The sequence below is a fragment of the Acinetobacter sp. YH12137 genome (assembly GCF_013418535.1).
GTDB lineage: Bacteria > Pseudomonadota > Gammaproteobacteria > Pseudomonadales > Moraxellaceae > Acinetobacter.
The window spans coordinates 1-20,627 of sequence record NZ_VPBW01000032.1 but is presented as its reverse complement, the minus strand read 5'-3'; the positions used below and the strand labels follow the sequence as shown (position 1 = coordinate 20,627).

The window sequence follows — 20,627 nt, the reverse complement described above, 5'->3', positions numbered from 1 at the left end:
TATGCGCATGCTGCATACCATGTTACGTGTAGGCAATCTGGAACAATCACTCAAGTTCTATACTGAAGTTCTTGGTATGACTTTACTTCGTAAGCGTGATTATGAAGAAGGTCGTTTTACCTTGGCTTTTGTGGGTTATGGCGATGAGGAAAATCACACTGTGCTTGAACTGACCCATAACTGGGATACAGAAAGCTATGACCTGGGCAATGGCTACGGTCATATTGCGATTGCGGTAGATGATGCTTATAAAGCATGTGAAGAAATCAAGGCACGTGGTGGCAATGTTGTTCGTGAAGCTGGCCCAATGAAAGGTGGTGTCACTGTCATTGCATTTGTGGAAGATCCAGACGGCTATAAAATCGAGCTAATCCAGCAAGACAACAACGCACGTAATAACTAAGTGTTATAAAGCGATATATGTGAAATGTATTCATGTATGGATGAAAATATTCCTTCAATCTGAATGCATAACATGGACCCGGCATCTGTTAAGATAGCCGGGTATTTTTTATCGAATAATAAAATTTTGAGGGAAGGACATCAGATGCTTAAACTGCTGGCATTGGACCGCTTTACGATCTTGCTCTTTGTTATGGTGTTACTGGCCAGTGTATTGCCAGTGTCAGGGCAGGCAGCTGAAGTCTTTAGCTGGATCACGACAGCAGCCATTGCGATCCTGTTTTTCCTGCATGGTGCCAAGCTTTCTCGTGAAGCCGTAATTGAAGGCTTAATGCACTGGAAATTACACACTTTGGTCTTTGCCTTGACCTTTGCGCTCTTTCCAATTTTAGGCTTGCTGGCAAAGCCAATCCTATTGCCAATGCTGGGGCAGGAATTATATTGGGGATTCCTGTTTATGTGCTTCTTGCCATCAACCGTACAGTCTTCGATCGCCTTTACCTCAGTGGCTCAGGGAAATATTGCCGGTGCGATCTGTAGTGCTTCTTTTTCCAATATTATTGGGATGTTCATTACCCCGATGCTGGTCACATTCTTTATCCTTGGACAATCCCAGCATGACTTTGATCCTACGGCATCGATTCTACAGATTACACTGCTGTTATTGGTGCCTTTTATTTTAGGTCAGTTACTGCGTCCGTGGATTTTCCCAAAAATGCAGAAAATGCCCAAGATCGTCAAGGTATTCGATCAGGGCTCAATTCTGATGGTGGTTTATGGGGCATTTAGCAGTGCGGTGGTGGCTGGACTTTGGCGTGAAGTCAGCTTAAGTACTTTGCTCTTGCTGCTGCTGGCATGTTCGGTTTTATTGACCATTGTGATGCTATTGTCATTATTTATCCCACGCTGGTTGGGCTTTAATCGTGCTGACCAGAAAACGGTGTTCTTTTGTGGTTCTAAAAAAACGTTGGCTAGTGGCGTACCGATGGCACAGATTCTGTTTATTGGTCAGCCACTTGGCATGATAGTTTTACCGATTATGATTTTCCATCAAATCCAGCTGATGGCCTGCGGCGTGATTGCGAATCTCTGGGCCAAACAGGTGGTACATACAGAAGAATAATTCGCTTATTGGATTTGTTTGCCGTATAATACTGCCCAACTTGTTGTGCTTAGCTCTGACGGTATCCGTCTCGGTGGGCCAAAAGAATGGTCTGTTGTGGTGTTGATCTGCCTGAATCCTGATTCTGGCCCTTCCTCAATATTTGAGAGTGATCAATTGCGATGACAGCAAAACCTTCTTTCATCTTAATGGAGTAATCGACGATGCGCGCCGATATTCACCCAAAATACGAAAAACTAGTTGCTACTTGTTCATGTGGTAACGTAATCGAAACTCGTTCAGCTGTTGGTAAAGAAACTCTTTACCTAGACGTATGCTCAGCTTGCCACCCATTCTACACTGGTAAGCAAAAGAACGTTGACACTGGCGGCCGTATCGACAAGTTCAAACAACGTTTTGCTGGTATGTCACGTTCTGTTAAACGTTAATACCCAAAATGAAAAAACGGGCTTTATGCCCGTTTTTTTGTGCCTGCAATTTAGAAAATCATTTCACGTTTCTAGATTGAAAGGCGAGTACAAGACCTTAGTGGTCTTGTACATCAATCAGATGATCCAGTTTTTTCTGGAAATAATCACCCTGAATAAAGCGGGCATCGACGTTCCAGGCATTCGCAAATAAGGTCATGTCATTCAGTTCACGAATCATGATATTCACTGGTTTGATTTCATTGTACGTGGTGATTTTTTCCTGTAACTGTTCAATTTCAGCATCATTGTTCAGCATCTTGGTCAGTTTGCTATCCAGGCTCAGACCATTGATATCGAACTCACGTAGCAGGGTTTCACTATACATTGAGTGACCAAAGTTACGAATCGCAATCCGCGCGCCATGTTCACGTAAAGTACGTAGATATTTCTGCGCATCCTGCTGATTCATCAGGATATCTTCTTCAGAGAACTGCAAGGTCAAAGGATGTTCGACTTTACTGCGAATAATGGTAATTAGTTTGGAAATAAACTCAGGGAAAGTACGGTCTTTAAATAGCACCGCACGGTTCAGGTTCACGATTAAACGGGCATCCGGATACTGGGTAATAAAGTTGTGCAACTGCTTGCTTGATTCAACCAGAATCCAACGATCCAGTTTAATAGACAATTCATCATCTTCATTAAGTTCCATCAAGGAAGAAATATCCTGCCATTTATTTTCAAAGATAAAACCACTAGTCACCTCATACATATAGAGGTTGGTATCTTCTTTATCATAGAGCTGTTGATATTTCAGATGAATTTCACCACGTTCCAGACATTCACGCAGTGCTTTTAATACTGGAGAGGTTGTGAGTGGTACAGTGCTGACTGCCGGACTGACCGGTATGGACTCAGACGCTGGAATAACGGGTTCTGAAACCGTGAAGTCAATGCTCGGCATTGAAATCGATTCCTGAGTCGTTGCAGGAATATCCAGAACAAATTCAGACGTTTTTTGTGCTTGTGGTAAAGGAGTAGAGAAGGCCCGACCGACTAATTCATTACAATGGCTTTCATCACGCAACTCACCGTCAAGCAGGGTATAACCGATGCGTAGATTGAGCGGATAAGTTTGCTGATTCACTGTAATGAGCTGTGGTTTGGTCAATGAACCTAGTCCGACCAGTTTGGATTCCAGAATGTCTTGCGCATCTGCCTGAATGATCCCCACCAGAACATCATGTTCCAGTTTAAAGAGTGGAATACGAACCTGCTCTTTTAGAAATTTCTTAACTTCATGGAAATAACCTATGTAGGTCGCCCAATCACCATTCAGGACTTGCGGCTCATACGCAGCAAAGGAGAACGTGATCAATGCATTGGCTTTGGCCGGTTCACGATTGAGTTCACGCTTAAGTGACTGTAAGGTATTTGGCTTGTTTGCAACTTTTTCAGAAGAGGCACTCGCCTGATTAGTCGCTGTATCAATCGTAATTTGTAGTGCATCTTCTTCAGCACTAGAGGCCAGAAATTCCAGTTTTAGCGGGTTGGCAGCAGCCACATTTGGATTCGAAGAAGTAATATCAAAACGGCCTAAATCAAACTGACCCTGAGAAATCTTTTTAAAGCGGGATTTAAAATCATTTAAATCTTGCGGCTGTAATAGGTCTAAAAGTGGCAGACCGATAATATCGTCCTCGCTTTTGAGTCCAAACAGTTTGAGATAATCGGCATTGGCCTGAATATGAATGCCTTCCTGAATGGTTGCGACTGCACGGTTACTGTCTTCTACCAGTGATTGTGCCTGGCTTTGTGCAGTTTCCAGTTCTTCCATTAAATGGCGCTGGGCTTGCATGGTACGGCTAAAGGAAAGGGCACGTACCAGATTCAGGAAGAAGCGGTCTGGATAATCCAGATTCAGAATGTCAAAAATGCCTTTACGGATATACTGGGCATATTGTTCAGCCTGATAATCTTCTGGTTTTAACAAAAGAATAGGAAGATCAGGTTGCTGCGAAAGTTGAACCAGACTTAAGGCCTGTTCATATTTCAGATCATACGCACGACCAAAAATAATCAGGTCCCAGTTAAAGTTTAACTGTTTTTCAAAAGATTGCAGATCATCAAGCAGAACGGCGTCGACCTGATATTCATTACTGGTTAAGAGATCACGGATTTGGTTATATCTAATTTGATTATCATCAATGATCAGTAAACGTGTTTCAGTACGTTTTAACTTTTTAGACAATAATGGATTTCTCACTTCAATGCTTCCCATAAATCGTGATTTCTAGTTTCATTCAATTGCTTATGTATAAAGTTTTCGATGACATCTTCTTCTTGATCATTTAATAATTCATAGTCGAAACGGATAAAACTTTGTGTAATGAGCTGTGCCTTGGTCAGGTAGATTCTGAGTTCTTTTTGGCCAAGTCGTAAATGAATGGTTTGTTTTTCCCTAAACATTTGTGAGCCAGAGACAATAATACTGGTTGAGACCTGATCGAGCTGGGTCATCTGTACCAGAATAGCTGGCTGATAATTGATACTGTGTTTGTCGGTACGGGCATAAACTGCGCAAGGAAACAGTTCCTGTGCCAGAATTTCCAGGCCAATTTCCAGACTTTTATCTGCTGACTGTTTGATCCAGCGAATGACTCCGCCACGCCACTGGCTTTGAGACTTTTCCTGAACCAGAATAAATTCACCAGTTTTCAGATTGGCAGGCGTGATACCTGACCATTTAATCCGGTAACCATTGACACTGATATCGAGAACTTCAGCGGTATGAATCTGTTTGGCTTCGCGATCGAGCGCCTTGATACTACTGAATCCGCTTGGAACAGTATTATGCATTGAGCTGACAAAACTGCTTTCGCTCTGGAAACCATAATTGCCTTCCAGTTCCAGCATTTCATTAAAGTTTTTACCCTTAGACAGATAAAAATGCGCCACCGTTAAGCCAAAGCAGATATTGATCTGTGCGGAATATTCATAACGTTCATGACGGCGTTCGACATTATTCGAAAGCAGGTTATAGATATGAAAATGCAGGGCAGGTGTCAGGAACAGCTTTTCATTACGTGACAGATACTGGGCATTTTTGCTTTGAGTGCCGGTCAGGTGTTCCATCAGGTTTTGTGTCGAAATATAGAAACTTGGCTGGAAATGCTGACCCTGATGAGAATTCAGTAAAGGCGGATGATCTTTGCTGGCATCAACCACATAACGTGACAGTGTGGTTTCTTTTGGCAGAATCTGAACCAGTTTCGCCCAGTCCGCACTGCATAAATATAATCCCTGAATCTCAGCTGGGCGGATCTGATGGGTATTGAAAATATCCAGCAAAATCAGTCGTGCATAGGCTTGGGTAATATTCTGGATTTCGTGCTGGGTGCCAAGAACCTGATTGATGTTGGTCTGATAGAAATTATTTTCCATCGCACATTCCAGCAACTGATGTGCCGCCAACCACTGGCCAGCGCCAGGTGTGCTATACAGCATATGCTGTTGATAGAGCAGTAGGCTTAACTGTTGCAGGCCATAGTAGATGGACACCATCCGGGCACTTTGCAGGCTTTTCTTTTTGCCCAGGGAAAATAGTGAAAACTTTTGATGATTCAGCTGATGATTACAGCGTTTGGCAATATCTATATAGATTTTGGCAAAATAGCTGCGTAACAGCATAGCCAGCTCAATAATCTGGTCATTGCGATCTGTCGTGATCAGACCCTGATTGACGAAATGTTTCTCAAGACTGGCCAAAACATTTTCAAGGGTAGGGTGCAATACCTGAATCAGGTCAAAACGCAAGGTTTCCGCACATTTCAGTTCGGAAATTTCCAGTAAAGCACTGAACAGAGACTTGGATGAATTCCCTAATTGCAGGATTGAAATTCCTGCGACCCATTCCTGCAATGCTTTGGCATTTGTGGGACAAAAACTTAGCTGTTCTATGGTGAGTTCAGCCGTTGTCTGAAAAATGTCTGCAGTATGCTTACTCATCTTTATTATTTAACTCAAAAATGTTGAAACCCCAAAAAGCGGTGTCTTATTCTTCTCGCCCGCTATTTCTCGAACTAGTTTAGGAACCAGATACCCCGGTAGGTTCGCTAAAACTTCTGTATAAATCTCATTGATGTGCTCAGCAGGTAAATCAAAATGATGCGCACCTTTTACTTTATCAAGTACATGTAAATAATAGGGCATCACGCCAGCATCAAACAAGCGATAGCTTAAATCAATCAAAACTTGAGCAGAATCATTAACCCCTTTTAATAAAACTGCCTGATTGAGTACCGTGATCTGATGCTGAACCAGCTGATTAAGCTGCTTACAGGTCAGGTCATCCAGCTCTGATGCATGGTTCGAGTGTACCACTAGAATAATACGTAGCCTACTGTTTTTTAACATGCTTAGCAGCTCTTCGTCGATCCGGTTTGGGATCACAATAGGAACTCGTGAATGTATTCTTAAAAATTTGAGATGTGGTACCGATTCTAGTCGTTCAATCCAGATTTTTAATTTTCGGTTAGATAAGGTCAGTGGATCGCCACCACTCAGAATTACTTCATTAATATCTGGCTGGCTTTCCAGATATTGTTTGATATTAATCCAGTCCTCATTTTTAGGCAGGTTTTCATGATAGGGAAAATGCCGGCGGAAACAGTAACGACAGTGAACTGCACAGGCACCGGTTAAGGTCAGTAGAAAACGTGACTTATATTTATGTAGAACACCAGGCTGCTGGTTGGCCTGTTCTTCACCTAGGGGATCGGTGACAAATCCCGGATGGTCTTCCAGTTCCAGATGATGCGGTAACACTTGTAATAAAAGTGGATCTAAAGGATTGCCTGGCTGCATTCTGGAAACAAAAGCTCGCGGCACACGTAGTTTAAAGGCTTGAGAGGCCAGCAGAGCACCAGATAACAGCTGATCTGGAGAAAGCTGTAGAATTTGCAGTAATTCCTGTGGATCGGTGATCAGGTCGCTCAGTTGCGATTGCCAATTTGCTTCTTGATATAAATACTGTGTCATGCCGGAAGATCAAAAAAAGATGAAGGCGATAGCCAGAAGTGCGCAGTTTAGCAGTTTGTCTACAGATGGGAATGTGAAAGCTGGCTAAAATTTCTCTAAACACGATCAGTTTGCTATGGTATGCAAAAGCATAGAGACTTTTATGTGCTTAGAAGACTGGTTGTGCACCAGTATTGGAATAGCTGATGTTAAGTTAAGCAGTGTCAGCAAGTTAAAACCGATTTTTTCGTTGCGACTTGGTGTATTGCTCATTTAGAATACGCAACATTAAATGAATGTGCATGTGGCAACTCATGTTCGTGTCAGACTTGCTAAATGACATTGCAACAGCCCATAGCATCAATAGCTTAAAGTTAGTAAGTTTGGAGTGAGCCAATCATGGCCTATTATTCTACGAACGATTTCAAGTCTGGCCTGAAGGTTATGCTTGATGGTAACCCATGTTCAATCATGGAAAACGAATACGTTAAACCAGGTAAAGGCCAGGCGTTCAACCGCGTTAAATTACGTAACCTTCGCAGTGGTAAAGTTTTGGAAAAAACTTTTAAATCTGGTGATTCTCTAGAAGCTGCAGACATCGTAGAAGTAGAAATGGAATATTTGTACAACGATGGCGAAATGTGGAACTTCATGGATCCTGTAACCTTTGAACAGATCGCTGCTGATAAAACAGCAATGGGCGATGCTGCAAAATGGTTAAAAGACGATTCAAATGAAAAATGTACTATCATGTTGTGGAATGGCGTACCTTTAACAGTAAGCCCACCAAACTTTGTAGTATTAAAAATTGTTGAAACTGATCCAGGTGTTCGTGGCGATACTTCTGGCGGTGGCGGTAAACCAGCGAAACTTGAAACAGGTGCAGTAGTACGTGTTCCATTATTCGTTCAGCAAGAAGAAAGCGTTCGTGTAGACACTCGTACTGGTGACTATTTAGAACGTGCATAATGGTCGGAAAATAGACTATTATCAAAGGGGATGACTAAAATCATCCCTTTTTTTATGCCAAAGTCTTAGAGGAATTCGAAAGGAACAAGCGTAAAGTCGCAAGGGAAAACAGCAGTACCTCGAATAAAAAAATCACGCTGATTTATATGCTTCACAAAATGAGGGATTGAATGGAAACTTTACAACAGAAGTCAACCATGGCTTCGAAAATCATCTGGCTCCTGGTAGCCATAGTCGGGGCAGTCTCCTTCGGGATACTTGCACTCAGTCGTGGTGAGCATGTGAATGCAGTCTGGCTGGTACTGGCCGCAGCCTGTGTGTACAGCATCGCTTACCGTTTCTACAGTTTATTTATTGCCAATAAAGTTTTTGAACTGAACGCACGCCGTTTAACACCCGCACATCGTCTGGGTGATGGTCTGGATTATGTGCCGACCAATAAAAGCGTGTTATTCGGTCACCATTTTGCCGCGATTGCCGGTGCGGGTCCTTTAGTCGGTCCTATCCTTGCAGCGCAGATGGGTTATCTGCCAGGCACGATCTGGCTACTGGTCGGTGTGGTACTGGCAGGTGCGGTACAGGACTTCCTGGTACTGTTTATTTCTACCCGTCGTGACGGCCGTTCACTGGGTGAAATGGCAAAACAGGAACTGGGTACCTTTGCTGGTATTATCGTGATGCTTGGTGCGCTGGGTGTGATGATCATCATCCTAGCAGTATTGGCGCTAGTGGTTGTCAAAGCACTGACCAATAGTCCATGGGGCGTATTCAGTATTGCAGCTACGATTCCGATCGCCATCTTCATGGGTATCTACATGCGATTTATCCGTCCGGGTAAAATTGCAGAAGTTTCGATCATTGGTTTCGTATTGATGATGCTTGGCATTATCTATGGTGAAAACGTTGCACAGCATCCATACTGGGGGCAGCTATTTACCTTAACGGGTACTGAGCTGACTTGGGCACTAATCATTTATGGTTTTATTGCATCGGTATTGCCCGTCTGGTTATTACTTGCACCACGTGACTATTTATCGACCTTCCTGAAAATTGGTGTGATTGCCGGTCTGGCGATTGGTATTCTGTTCGCGATGCCGGAAATGAAATTGCCAGCGATTACCAAATTTGTTGATGGTACAGGCCCAGTATTCGCTGGTTCAATGTTCCCATTCCTGTTTATTACCATTGCCTGCGGTGCGATTTCCGGTTTCCACGCACTGGTTTCTTCAGGTACGACACCGAAACTGGTCAACAACGAACGCGATATCCGGATAATCGGTTATGGCGGTATGTTGATGGAATCATTTGTTGCGATCATGGCTTTGATCTGTGCCGCGATTCTTGATCCAGGTGTGTACTTCGCGATTAACTCACCAGCAGCACTACTAGGTACAACCGTAGATACTGCAGCTGAAGCAGTACGTAATCTTGGTTTTGTGGTAACGCCTGAAGCGCTGACTCTCTTGGCTCAGGAAGTAGGTGAGAACTCGATTCTGTCACGTACGGGTGGTGCACCGACTTTCGCGATTGGTATGGCGCATATCATTACCGAAATCTTTAACAGCCGTGAAATGATGGCCTTCTGGTATCACTTTGCAATTCTGTTTGAAGCTTTATTCATTTTGACAGCGGTAGATGCGGGTACTCGTGCATGTCGCTTCATGGTTCAGGATACAGTTGGTATCGTGATTCCTGCGGTAAAACAATCTCATAACTTCTTCGGTAATATGCTGGGTACAGCCGTTGCTGTGGCTGGCTGGGGTTTCTTCGTTTATCAGGGCGTTGTTGATCCATTAGGCGGTATTAATAGCTTATGGCCATTGTTCGGTATTGGTAACCAGATTCTGGCTGCAATGGCATTGATTCTGGGTACAGTCATCCTGTTCAAGATGAAGAAAGAGAAATATGTGTGGGTAACCATTGTTCCAACCGTATTCCTGTTTATTACTTCAATGACAGCCGGTTGGCAAAAGATTTTCCATGAAAATCCAAAGATCGGTTTCCTGGCACAGGCAGAGCGTTTTAATACGGCAATTGCGAATAATGAAATTCTGGCACCAGCGAAAACCCTGGCTGAAATGCAGACTGTCGCAATGTCAAACCAGATCAACGCAGCACTTTGTGGTTTCTTTATGATCGTAGCATTTGTAATGCTATTTGCTGCAATTGGCGTGATCCGTCGTGCCCTGGCGAGCCCTGTACCAACTGTAAATGAAGCCGAAGCAGTATATCGCGATCCTGAAGAAATTCAGCCTGCAAAAGGACATTAAGGAGCAGCGCATGAACTTGAAGTTTGCTAAAGGTGGAAAAGCGGTTATCTATAAAATCATCAAGATGACCGTGATGTCACAAAAAGACCTGATCCTGAACCCGAAAAACTGGTCACGGATTGCGACGTTGTGGCAGCGTTTACAGCAGAGTTTCCGCCTGATGGTGGGTGTGCCGGATTATCAGACCTATCTGGCGCATATGAAAAAGCACCATCCTGATCTGGAAGCGATGGACCCTAAAACATTTTATCGTCACTGTGTAGATTCGCGTTATCCCTCTGCCGGTGGAGATATGAAGAAGTGTCCATGCTAATGGATGAATAAAATGAGCGCCTTTCGGGGCGCTTTTTTACGGGCAAATTTTAGGATTCAAACAAGATAAAACAAAATTATGATCTATTTTGACATTGGGAATTTAAATTTTTAAAAGTCTTTACCTTTTAGGTATAAGTTCAGATCTCAAAGGTTTTTAATAACCTGTTTTCTCTAATAAATATGCCAATCAAAATGTAATTTTTCTAAACTTTAATCTTAAAGCTTCAATTGGCTCTTATAGGAAATTTAATCATATAAAATTTCTAAAATTCCTAATTTATTCTGCAGAAATAAAGTCGGCAGATGACTGATCTTTGGGGAATTTTAAAAAACAGTGTATGTTAATCCTACAGCATGTTTTATTAGGGAAAATATTGTGATCTGGGGCATGAAACAAAAAGAAAAGCTGGATATTGCGCACAACAATGATGAGCTTGAACAGAAGCTGGCTGATTATGCACCCAAGATTCAAAAATTTTTCCAAGAAATTAATGCCATTGTTCTGGATAAACATGCACAGACCAGATTAGCCCTATGCTGTCTGATTGCAGGCGGGCATGTCTTGTTTGAAGATTTACCCGGTTTGGGCAAGACAACATTGGCAAGCAGCCTAGCCCATCTCGCAGGACTGAAATTTCAGCGAATTCAGTTTACCAATGACATGCTGGCCAGTGATGTGATCGGTATCAATATGTTTAACCAGAAAGAACATCAGTTCGAGTTTAAGCAGGGGCCTATTTTTACCCAGATTTTGCTGGCAGATGAAATTAACCGTTCCAGTCCCAAAACTCAGAGTGCCTTGCTGGAGGCGATGGAAGAAGGCTATGCCACTGTCGATGGGATACGTTATGCTTTGCCTAAGCCATTCTGGGTAATCGCGACCCAGAACCCCTTATTTCAAAGTGGCACTTATGCCTTGCCTGAATCCCAACTTGACCGCTTTTTAATGCGTCTGTCTTTAGGTTATCCATCCCGTCATGCTGAAAAACTGTTATTACAGCAAGAATCCCGTTTTGCCTTGATCGCTAGCTTGGCACATGTATTTACTGAAAATGAAGTGCTGGAATTACAGCAGTTGACCCAGCAGATTTTTATCAGTGAAGCGGTTCAGGAATATATGCTAGATCTTGCGGAAGAAACCCGTAAGAAACGCCAAGGCTTATCAACACGAGGTTTGCTGGCGCTTAAACGTGCAGCACAGGCGAATGCCATTATTCAGCAACGTAGCTTCGTAACTCCGGACGATGTACAAGCCGTTTTTGTGGCAGTCGCCGCCCATCGTCTGGGGCTGAGCGATGCAGAAACATTAAATGTGATGCAACAGGTCGCAGTCAGTTAAAGGAGTCCGCTCTTGGATAAAACCTGGCAAAACTGGCTGGCGAAACGCTTTCAATTTTCACAGCAAAAACGACTTTCTCAAAAGGATGTACTGGTCTTTATTTATCAGCAGGGCTATCTGTATCTGGTTCTGATTTTTATCACCTTTATCGCTGGCGTGAACTATGCCAATAACCTGATTTTAGGTTTCTGCTTTCTGATTAGTGCAGTGCTATGTGTCAGCTTCTATCTGACCTTTAAACAGTTGCATGATCTGGATATTGAAATGATTGCTGAAGACGTCGGGCAGGTGGGTCATGCACTTAATCTGCATTTTTATTTTCAGCAAGCGACAGCCCGGCCGCGTTATCTGTATATTAAGGTCGGCAATCAGCTGGAGAAAGTTTATCTGAGTGAACAGAAACAGCATTGGGTGCTGCCATTTTATGCTGAACGTCGTGGTAAATTTGAGTATCCGGTGATTCAGATCTATTCGGTTTATCCCTTTGGCCTGGTACGAGCCTGGACCTATCTTTATCATCATCAGTTTGCTTGGGTGGCACCTAAAGCTCAAAACAATACTTCGGAAAACAAGATTTATCAGAATAGCTTTGAACCGGATATGGATGAGTTCCGTGAATTACGAAATTATCAATCTGGAGACTCATTGCAGGCGGTTTCCTGGAAACAGTTTGCACGTGGGCAAGGCTTGTATGTCAAAGTCTTTGAACAGTATCAGGATGAACATAGCTTTGAGATTCATTATGAACACATGCCTAGCCAGTCGCATGAGGAGAAACTGGGCTTGATGATGGGACTGATTGAGCAATGTGAGCAGCAGCAATGTGCATATGCACTGCATTTACCTCAGGCAGAATTGCCGCAGGGAGCAGGTGAAGAACAGTTACGTAAGGCCAAACAATTATTGGCTCAGGCATAACGGGTGAATCTATGATTGATGGAAAAATCCGAATTTCGATCGTCTTGACCCTAGGCTTGATCATCCTTGCCCAAGTAGCTTTCATCCCGGTGCTGCTCAGCATTATCTTTGTCATTAGCTTACTGTGTATCTGGATTTTTCTTAAACGGCAAAAGCCATTTCCTAAAATAGGAACTTTTCTTCTCACGGCCTTAGCATTAGGTAGTATTTATCTTAGCCACCAAAGTTTTATTGGAGTGGAGGCAGGTGTTGCAGTTCTTTCCACTTTTTTATTTGCCAAATCATTAGAAACGAAAAACCGGCGGGATCTGATTATCTTGTTTAATTTTGCACTTTTTGTTGCGGCCAGTTCATTTCTATATAGCCAGTCTTTTGGCATGGCTGTTTTGATTATTCTATGCTTATTAAGCTGTCTAATTGGCTTATACCGGATTCAGACCAGTGAGTTTCAGCAGAGTCAGCAATCACCACGTATAGCCTTACAGCAAGATGCCAAATATGTCGGCAGATTTGTGCTTTATGCTTTGCCGTTTTTTATTTTGTTATTCATTTTCTTTCCGCGTTTGCCACCGCTTTGGCATATCCCAATTCCAGAAAATAAAGGTATAACCGGAATCGGTGACAGTATGTCACCGGGCGATATTGCTGAATTATCTCAATCTAATGCTCTAGCTTTCAGGATTATTGGTGATGTGAGTAAACTGCCGCCACGTTCAGAGTTGTATTGGCGGGCATTGGTGCTAGATGAATATGATGGACAGCGCTGGACCAGTAGCTTTATTAATCAGCAGCCTTTAATCCGTCAGCCTGGAGAAGTTGTTCCAGTATCCACATCAGGGTGGAATTACCAATATCTGGCTGCTGATCCTTCTGTGTTCTGGGTGATGGGCCTGGAAAAATCGATGCCTTTGGAACGCCGTTATTATAATCGTCAGGACTGGAGTATCGTACCAAGGCGTTTAACCCAACGAGTAGAACCGATTCATCTGCAATGGCTAGGTAGTCAAAATACTGAAAGTATTTTACCGGAGCAATTTGTTCAGCGACTTAATACCCAGACTCAAGCCCATTTGGATACTCAGGCACAACAGTTGGCACAGCGTTTATATCTACAAAGTGAGGAGGATCCACGACGTTATATCCGAACAGTCTTAAACTGGTATCAGCAAAATCATTTTGTATATACCCTGAAACCGGGCGTACTCGGTAAAAACCGGATTGATGAATTTCTGTTTAAATTTCGGCAGGGTTTTTGTGAACACTATGCTTCCAGTTTCGTGATGCTGATGCGATATGTTGGAATTCCGGCACGTGTGGTCACAGGTTATCAAGGCGGACAATTGGCGCCCGATGGGAAAAGTTGGGAAGTTCGTCAGTTGGATGCTCATGCCTGGACAGAAGTCTGGATTGACCAAAGATGGCAGCGTTTTGATCCTACCGCAATGGTAGCCCCGCAACGTATTGATGATGGGATGCAAAATTTAATCTCGCAAGATGAGCGAGTATGGGCAAGTAATTCTGGCTGGACATCACACCGTAATATATGGCTGACCAAACTAAGAGTCTGGAGTGATTATGCAAGTTACCAATGGCAAAGTAAGGTCGTAGGCTATAATGCCGAATCACAGCAGGGCTGGTTAGCGAAACTGGGCCTAAGTTCAGTCTATTCCAGCGTAATTATTTTAATATCTGGTATTGGCATACTCGTACTGCTTTATATTTTAAAAATCTATTTTAAAAATCGGCAGTTACAGTCACCTTTTGAACATTCTATTCAGCAGTTTAATCAGTCTTTGAAAAAAAAATTAAAAAGACAACCCGCAGAGACTTTTCATCAGTGGATGTTACGGCTATCTCAGCAAGTTCAGGATAAAGATCAGTCTGTATTCTTTGAAGCAATTAGACTATTTGAAAAATCAATTTATTCAGGCAGGGAATTCTCAAACCAAGATCTGAAACAATTCAAAGATTTGCTTAAAACTTGTACGTATATATTGAAAATTAAATGAAAAGACTTGTTTTGAGATCGAAAAATTTATAATATGCCAAGCATTCTAGGTGTATAGCTCAGTTGGTTAGAGCGCTACGTTGACATCGTAGAGGTCTCCAGTTCGAGTCTGGATATACCTACCAGGATTCAAAAACTAATGTTATAAGGGTTTTAAGCGAAAACAGTAGCTTAAAACCCTTTTTTTATACCTACAATAAAAAGTATCTTTATCCGCGTTATCCTTAAAATCGCTGCTTTTTACCGATTATACAGCTTAATTTACGTCAAGGTTACGACAAGAATTTTGGAAAGTACGTCATGAAATTAACTGAGCCAAGAATAAGAAAGTACATTGAATCTTTTGATAATAAAATAATGCTATGAATAAGGTCAGATCATTCTGTTATATGGACATTTCGGTTTGCACTTAAAACTGCAATGTGATGGGGGAAATGGGTATAAAGATAAAAAATATTTACGATAGAAATGTTCATCTGCCAAAGACTAAAAATGGTGATGCACTTAATATGCCGTTAACTATAAAGGCTATAGAGCTTCTGGATTTGATTCAATATGACGGACTTAATATTAATCCCTCAAAAAGAGAATTCATTTAAGTTGATATGGAAACGTAGAAAGCAAAAGGCAGGGCTTCCAGATATTCATTTTTATGACACGCGACATAAAGCACTCAACTCTTTGTGAATAAATAGAAATTATCGATTGATGTGCTGGCCCTGATCACTGGGCGTATATCAAAGTGCTGGCAAATACTTACTACACCCGGGATCGAAGATATTGCTGACATGTTAGAGGCTGCATACGAAAAGCCTTATTCAGTTAATGGGGTAGGGTGAGTAGTGAGGCTGAGGATTTTTGTGTGATATGAGATTGTTAATCTTCAGTTATCGTAAAGTGATGTCTCATTAAGTCAGTATTATTTGCATCATTTATTATAGAAATTAATACATCATATATAGCAGTTAGCTCATCTAGACTATGGAAAGCGCTCTTTCTGTTTATACGCTTACACATATCAAAAATATCTTCTTGGACTTCTTCAGCATGGTTAACTTTTTCTTTAGTGAGTGTAATTAACTTTCGAATATCACCTTCTATTACTTCGCTATTCTGATCGAGTGATTTGATAGACCCTTCCGACAATTTCAATATTTTTTTAAAATTATTTATTTTTAATGCGTTTTTATCTAAAGCTATGAGTGACATATTAAGGGATTGTATCTTTAATTCAAATTTTCTTTGTTCATCTGCACGATCTTCATGTTTTTTTGCAATTTTTATCTGTTCAATTATTTGTCTATAACCAAAAATTGCAAGACTTAGCGCTAATATGCCTATCAGAATCTGAATCTGTCCTGAATTGCTCTCAGCCCATGTCGAAAAACTAACTAAATAATTCAGCATAAAATAAGTCCTTATTGTAAATTAATCAGCATTCTACCCAAATTTAATTAGAAGATTCTTATTAATTAAACCAACATACTGGCATTATCTAAAGCCTATTAAACCAATAGAACCATTTTTTTATTTGAATTACGGTCGATACATTTCCAGTGTTTGTAAAGGTAATTAAAAAAATGCACATAATTTAAACTGAACAAAGAGTAGAAAGGTGACTATTATTTAGGTTGTCTTAAGTCTTTAGGATTAACTATCAATTTATCAGGTGCAGATCATAGATTTCGATAGGGAATAGCAGATCTGTTTCAATTCGCTTTTTAACCCATACTTATGGAAATTACGGCCATTGATAATTTATTTTCATGATACCCAACATGTAGATAAAAATTGATGGCAAAAAACCGAATTAAGCACACATTAAGTTTATAGGTGAATTTGTCTGATTTTTAATTTAAGTAATTGAATCATAATGATTAAATTATAATTTTTGGTAAAATTAAGCAAAATCTGCAAATTAACCTTCTAATGCACAAATCGCATGGTTTGGCAATGTGCCGATTCGAAAAAAGGTTCATTTTCACGTAGAATACTGCTGTCGGTGAATCACGCTGACAATTTTTACGAATTTTTCAGGCAAAGTTGAATATGTATTGATATTCCTTTGACTGAGGTGCAACCAGCACCACTACTTTCAAAGTTTATTTAAGTAACCGGTTCGCTGAAATTAGGCCAAAAGCCTGATGATCAGAAACTCAATCCAAAGCAAGGGGCTATATATGGCTGGTGGAAAGTCAACAATCATTTACACACTGACCGACGAGGCGCCATTATTGGCGACTTACTCTCTACTGCCGATCATTGAGACCTTTACTAAGCCGGCGGGCGTTGAGATTGTTAAGACAGACATCTCTGTAGCCGCACGCGTACTTGCAGAATTCGCAGACTATCTAAGCGATGAGCAGAAAGTTTCAGATAACCTGGCAGAATTAGGTCGTCTTACTCAGGACCCAGATACTAATATCATTAAACTCCCTAATATTAGTGCGTCTGTTGCTCAGTTGACGTCATGCATTAAAGAACTTCAGTCTAAGGGCTATGCACTGCCTGATTATCCGGAAAACCCGACTACTGAAGAAGAAAAAGCAATTAAAGCGCGTTATAGCAAGTGCCTAGGTTCAGCAGTGAACCCAGTACTTCGTGAAGGTAACTCTGACCGTCGTGCGCCGACAGCAGTGAAAAACTACGCGAAAAAACACCCACATTCTATGGGTGAATGGAAACCTTGGTCACAAACTCACGTTTCTCACATGCAAGAAGGCGACTTCTACCATGGCGAAAAGTCTATGACTTTAGACCGTGCACGTAATGTGAAAATGGAACTGATCACCAAGTCTGGTGAAACTATCGTTCTTAAGCCAAAAGTTGCGCTTCAAGACGGCGAAATCATCGACTCAATGTTCATGAGCAAAAAAGCCCTTTGCGACTTCTATGAAAAAGAATTAGAAGATTGTAAAGAAGCTGGCATCCTGTTCTCTTTACACGTTAAAGCGACCATGATGAAAGTATCACACCCGATCGTATTCGGTCACTGTGTGCGTATTTACTACAAAGATGCGTTTGAGAAACACGGTAAATTATTCGACGAGCTCGGCATTAACGTAAACAACGGTATGGCTGGTCTTTACGAAAAAATCGAATCTTTACCGACTTCTTTACGTGAAGAAATCATTGAAGATCTTCATGCATGTCAAGAACACCGTCCAGCACTTGCGATGGTTGATTCTGCAAAAGGTATTACCAACTTCCATTCTCCAAACGACGTGATTGTAGATGCTTCTATGCCTGCAATGATCCGTACTGGCGGTAAAATGTGGGGTGCTGACGGTAAACCTTACGACTGTAAAGCAGTTATGCCTGAATCTACATTCGCACGTATTTATCAGGAAATGATCAACTTCTGTAAATGGAATGGTAACTTCGACCCACGTACTATGGGTACAGTTCCTAACGTTGGTCTGATGGCTCAAAAAGCTGAAGAATACGGTTCTCACGACAAGACTTTCGAAATTCCTGAAGCGGGTGTTGCGAACATCACTGACCTTGAAACTGGTGAAGTGTTGATGTCTCAAAACGTGGAAGAAGGTGATATCTGGCGTATGTGCCAGGTGAAAGACGCACCGATCCGCGACTGGGTGAAACTGGCTGTAACTCGTGCACGTAACTCTGGCATGCCAGCAATCTTCTGGCTTGACCCGTACCGTCCACACGAAAACGAACTGATCAAAAAAGTTCAAACATACCTGAAAGACCACGATACAGAAGGTCTAGACATCCAAATCATGTCTCAAGTACGTGCGATGCGTTATACACTTGAACGTGTTGCTCGCGGTCTGGATACGATTTCTGTGACTGGTAACATCCTGCGTGACTACCTGACTGACCTGTTCCCAATCATGGAGCTTGGTACTTCTGCGAAAATGCTGTCTATCGTGCCTCTAATGGCAGGTGGCGGTATGTACGAAACTGGTGCTGGTGGTTCTGCGCCTAAACACGTACAACAATTGGTAGAAGAAAACCACTTACGTTGGGATTCTCTAGGTGAGTTCTTGGCATTGGCTGTTTCTCTGGAAGAAATGGGCATTAAAGAAAACAATGCACGTGCGAAACTGCTCGCGAAAACACTGGATGCTGCGACTGGTAAATTGCTTGACAATGACAAGTCTCCATCACGTCGTACTGGCGAGCTAGACAACCGTGGCAGCCACTTCTACCTGGCTAAATTCTGGGCAGAAGAACTTGTAGCGCAAGACGAAGATACAGAATTGAAAGCGAAATTTGCACCGATCGCTCAGTCTCTTGCTGAAAATGAAGAGAAGATCGTAAGCGAATTGAATGCAGTTCAAGGCCAATCTGTAGATATCGGTGGTTACTATGCGGTTGATCCTGCGAAAGTAAATGCTGTAATGCGTCCAAGTGCTACATTGAACCAAATCATTGAATCACTAAATGCTTAATCAGGCTGTACTAGCTTTAAAGCTCGTAAAGTGAATAAAACCGGTGCTTAGGCGCCGGTTTTTTATTGTTTTTAGATATACATTTAGATAAGAAATGAAGAAATGAGATTTCAGTTAAGTTTCTGATCTATCGTTATTTGATTGAATAATCGAAATGATTAAAAAATAATTCTGAACTTGTTATATTGATTTAAAGTATAAGCGCTATATTAAAAAAAGGTTTTATTGACCTGGGTAGGGTAGAGCCATGAGTAATCAGATATTCATACAGCAGACTTTTGATGGTCCGGTGGATATTGTTGGCGATATTCATGGTGAGATTGATGCGCTACATCAATTATTAAAAGTATTGGGCTACGATCTGCAAGGTCGTCATCCTGAACAGCGTAAACTGATTTTTGTCGGAGATCTGTGTGATCGTGGACCGGACAGTATCGCTGTCATCAGACAGGTTAAAACCTTAATAGAAAATGGCAATGCGCAATGCATTCTGGGTAATCATGAAATCAACTTGTTAACCGATACGCTACGGGAAGGTAATGGCTGGTTTTTTGGTTCACCGCATCAGGATGATCTCAAAACTTTTGATTCAGTTCAGGCTTCAATTCAGGATCGTGCATGGATTCTAGAATTTCTAAACAGCCTGCCTTTGGCTCTAGATGCACCCCATTTAAGAATTGTGCATGCTTGCTGGGATACGCAGGCAATTCAACAATTGAAATCTGTTCCTTTTAATTCAATCAGACAGGCTTATGATCATTTTGTCCTGAAAAATGAGCTTGAGTTACAGACTTTAGGCTTTGATGAATATATCCAGAGTGAACAGCAGCAATATCAGGAACAATTCAAGGATCCAGCAGCCAGTATTCCCTTATTAAAATATATCGCTGAAAAAGAGTTACGCGACCAGATGCAAAATCCGATTCGTACCTTAAGCTCAGGCGCAGAAAAAATTGCACAACGTCCAGTCTATGCAGGGGGGCGCTGGCGTATGATTGACCGTTTGCCATGGTGGGAGCGTTATACAGATAGGATACCTGTGGTGATTGGCCATTATTGGAGAAACTTTAAAACCACCGAAGAAAAATCCGGTCTGTTTAAGCATATTGATGCCTTGCAATGGTTTGGTCAGCAGCAGAATGTATTTTGTGTCGACTATTCAGTGGGTAGGCGTTATCGCGATCGTCAGCAACAGGCTGAGTTTGCCCATCATCTCGGGGCTTTAAGATGGCCTGAAAATCTGGTGATTTTTGAAGATGGCCAGCAGTATTTCACTCAAAAAATGACGTAAAAAAAGCAGCCACGAAGACACTGCTGTCCCATAGTTTGCTTTAAATAAAAAAACCTGAGTCCTAACAGTTAAAATATGAGTGCAAACAAACACTTTAACGACCAGGATTCAGGTTTTGTCACATCAGAATACCGTATTTCATGAG

15 protein-coding genes and 1 tRNA gene are annotated in these 20,627 nt (G+C 41.8%); 12 read left to right on the top strand and 4 right to left on the bottom strand.

The genetic code is table 11. The features are described 5' to 3' along the window. The first annotated feature begins 1 nt into the window (after position 1). From gloA to rpmE, 3 genes are all read left to right on the top strand, one after another. Positions 2–403, top strand: a complete 402-nt coding sequence (gene gloA / locus FTU72_RS12930) for a lactoylglutathione lyase (protein WP_004782618.1) — start codon at positions 2–4, stop codon at positions 401–403. Between the two features lie 144 nt (positions 404–547). Further along, positions 548–1,525, top strand: coding sequence for a bile acid:sodium symporter family protein (locus FTU72_RS12925; RefSeq protein WP_180052973.1), 978 nt, complete (start codon positions 548–550; stop codon positions 1,523–1,525). A 203-nt stretch (positions 1,526–1,728) separates the two neighbouring features. Further along, entirely contained in the window at positions 1,729–1,953 is a 225-nt protein-coding gene (gene rpmE, locus FTU72_RS12920) for a 50S ribosomal protein L31 (RefSeq protein ID WP_004782616.1), read from the top strand. Positions 1,954–2,050: 97 nt separating this feature from the next. On the opposite strand, the gene FTU72_RS12915 is transcribed toward rpmE, so the two are convergent. From FTU72_RS12915 to epmB, 3 genes are read right to left on the bottom strand one after another with little or no spacing between them, the layout of a single operon-like run. After that, positions 2,051–4,216: an EAL domain-containing protein gene (locus FTU72_RS12915; RefSeq protein WP_004782613.1), complete on the bottom strand. Its 2,166-nt coding sequence runs from the start codon at positions 4,214–4,216 to the stop codon at positions 2,051–2,053. Further along, positions 4,198–5,943 (bottom strand): GTPase, encoded by a 1,746-nt coding sequence (locus FTU72_RS12910; RefSeq protein WP_180031601.1) that lies wholly within the window; start codon positions 5,941–5,943, stop codon positions 4,198–4,200. The genes FTU72_RS12915 and FTU72_RS12910 overlap by 19 nt, the downstream gene beginning before the upstream one ends. 9 nt (positions 5,944–5,952) lie before the next feature. After that, on the bottom strand, positions 5,953–6,975 hold the full coding sequence (gene epmB / locus FTU72_RS12905; protein ID WP_180031603.1) for an EF-P beta-lysylation protein EpmB: 1,023 nt from the start codon (positions 6,973–6,975) through the stop codon (positions 5,953–5,955). Between the two features lie 378 nt (positions 6,976–7,353). On the opposite strand from epmB, the gene efp reads away from it, so the two are divergent. The 7 genes from efp (at position 7,354) to FTU72_RS12870 (ending at position 14,898) form a co-directional block, all read left to right on the top strand. After that, on the top strand, positions 7,354–7,923 hold the full coding sequence (gene efp / locus FTU72_RS12900; protein ID WP_004782608.1) for an elongation factor P: 570 nt from the start codon (positions 7,354–7,356) through the stop codon (positions 7,921–7,923). A gap of 170 nt (positions 7,924–8,093) precedes the next feature. Continuing rightward, complete coding sequence (locus FTU72_RS12895; protein WP_180052972.1) at positions 8,094–10,193, top strand: carbon starvation CstA family protein; 2,100 nt, start codon at positions 8,094–8,096, stop codon at positions 10,191–10,193. Positions 10,194–10,203: 10 nt separating this feature from the next. After that, complete coding sequence (locus tag FTU72_RS12890) at positions 10,204–10,506, top strand: YbdD/YjiX family protein (protein ID WP_004782606.1); 303 nt, start codon at positions 10,204–10,206, stop codon at positions 10,504–10,506. 390 nt (positions 10,507–10,896) lie between these two features. Next, positions 10,897–11,847 carry a MoxR family ATPase gene (locus FTU72_RS12885; RefSeq protein WP_125278423.1) on the top strand — a complete coding sequence of 317 codons (951 nt, stop codon included), beginning with the start codon at positions 10,897–10,899 and terminating at the stop codon, positions 11,845–11,847. Positions 11,848–11,859: 12 nt separating this feature from the next. Then, entirely contained in the window at positions 11,860–12,765 is a 906-nt protein-coding gene (locus FTU72_RS12880) for a DUF58 domain-containing protein (protein ID WP_179992266.1), read from the top strand. An 11-nt stretch (positions 12,766–12,776) separates the two neighbouring features. After that, positions 12,777–14,774: a DUF3488 and transglutaminase-like domain-containing protein gene (locus FTU72_RS12875; RefSeq protein WP_159123143.1), complete on the top strand. Its 1,998-nt coding sequence runs from the start codon at positions 12,777–12,779 to the stop codon at positions 14,772–14,774. Between the two features lie 47 nt (positions 14,775–14,821). Further along, positions 14,822–14,898, top strand: a tRNA-Val gene (locus FTU72_RS12870). Positions 14,899–15,649: 751 nt separating this feature from the next. Here the strand turns inward: FTU72_RS12870 and FTU72_RS12865 are convergent. Next, positions 15,650–16,180 (bottom strand): hypothetical protein, encoded by a 531-nt coding sequence (locus tag FTU72_RS12865; RefSeq protein ID WP_179992268.1) that lies wholly within the window; start codon positions 16,178–16,180, stop codon positions 15,650–15,652. 773 nt (positions 16,181–16,953) lie between these two features. On the opposite strand from FTU72_RS12865, the gene FTU72_RS12860 reads away from it, so the two are divergent. Together FTU72_RS12860 and FTU72_RS12855 are read left to right on the top strand one after the other, a co-directional pair. Beyond that, positions 16,954–19,191, top strand: coding sequence for an NADP-dependent isocitrate dehydrogenase (locus FTU72_RS12860; RefSeq protein ID WP_179992269.1), 2,238 nt, complete (start codon positions 16,954–16,956; stop codon positions 19,189–19,191). A 247-nt stretch (positions 19,192–19,438) separates the two neighbouring features. Continuing rightward, complete coding sequence (locus tag FTU72_RS12855; RefSeq protein WP_179992270.1) at positions 19,439–20,482, top strand: metallophosphoesterase; 1,044 nt, start codon at positions 19,439–19,441, stop codon at positions 20,480–20,482. Positions 20,483–20,627: the final 145 nt, after the last annotated feature.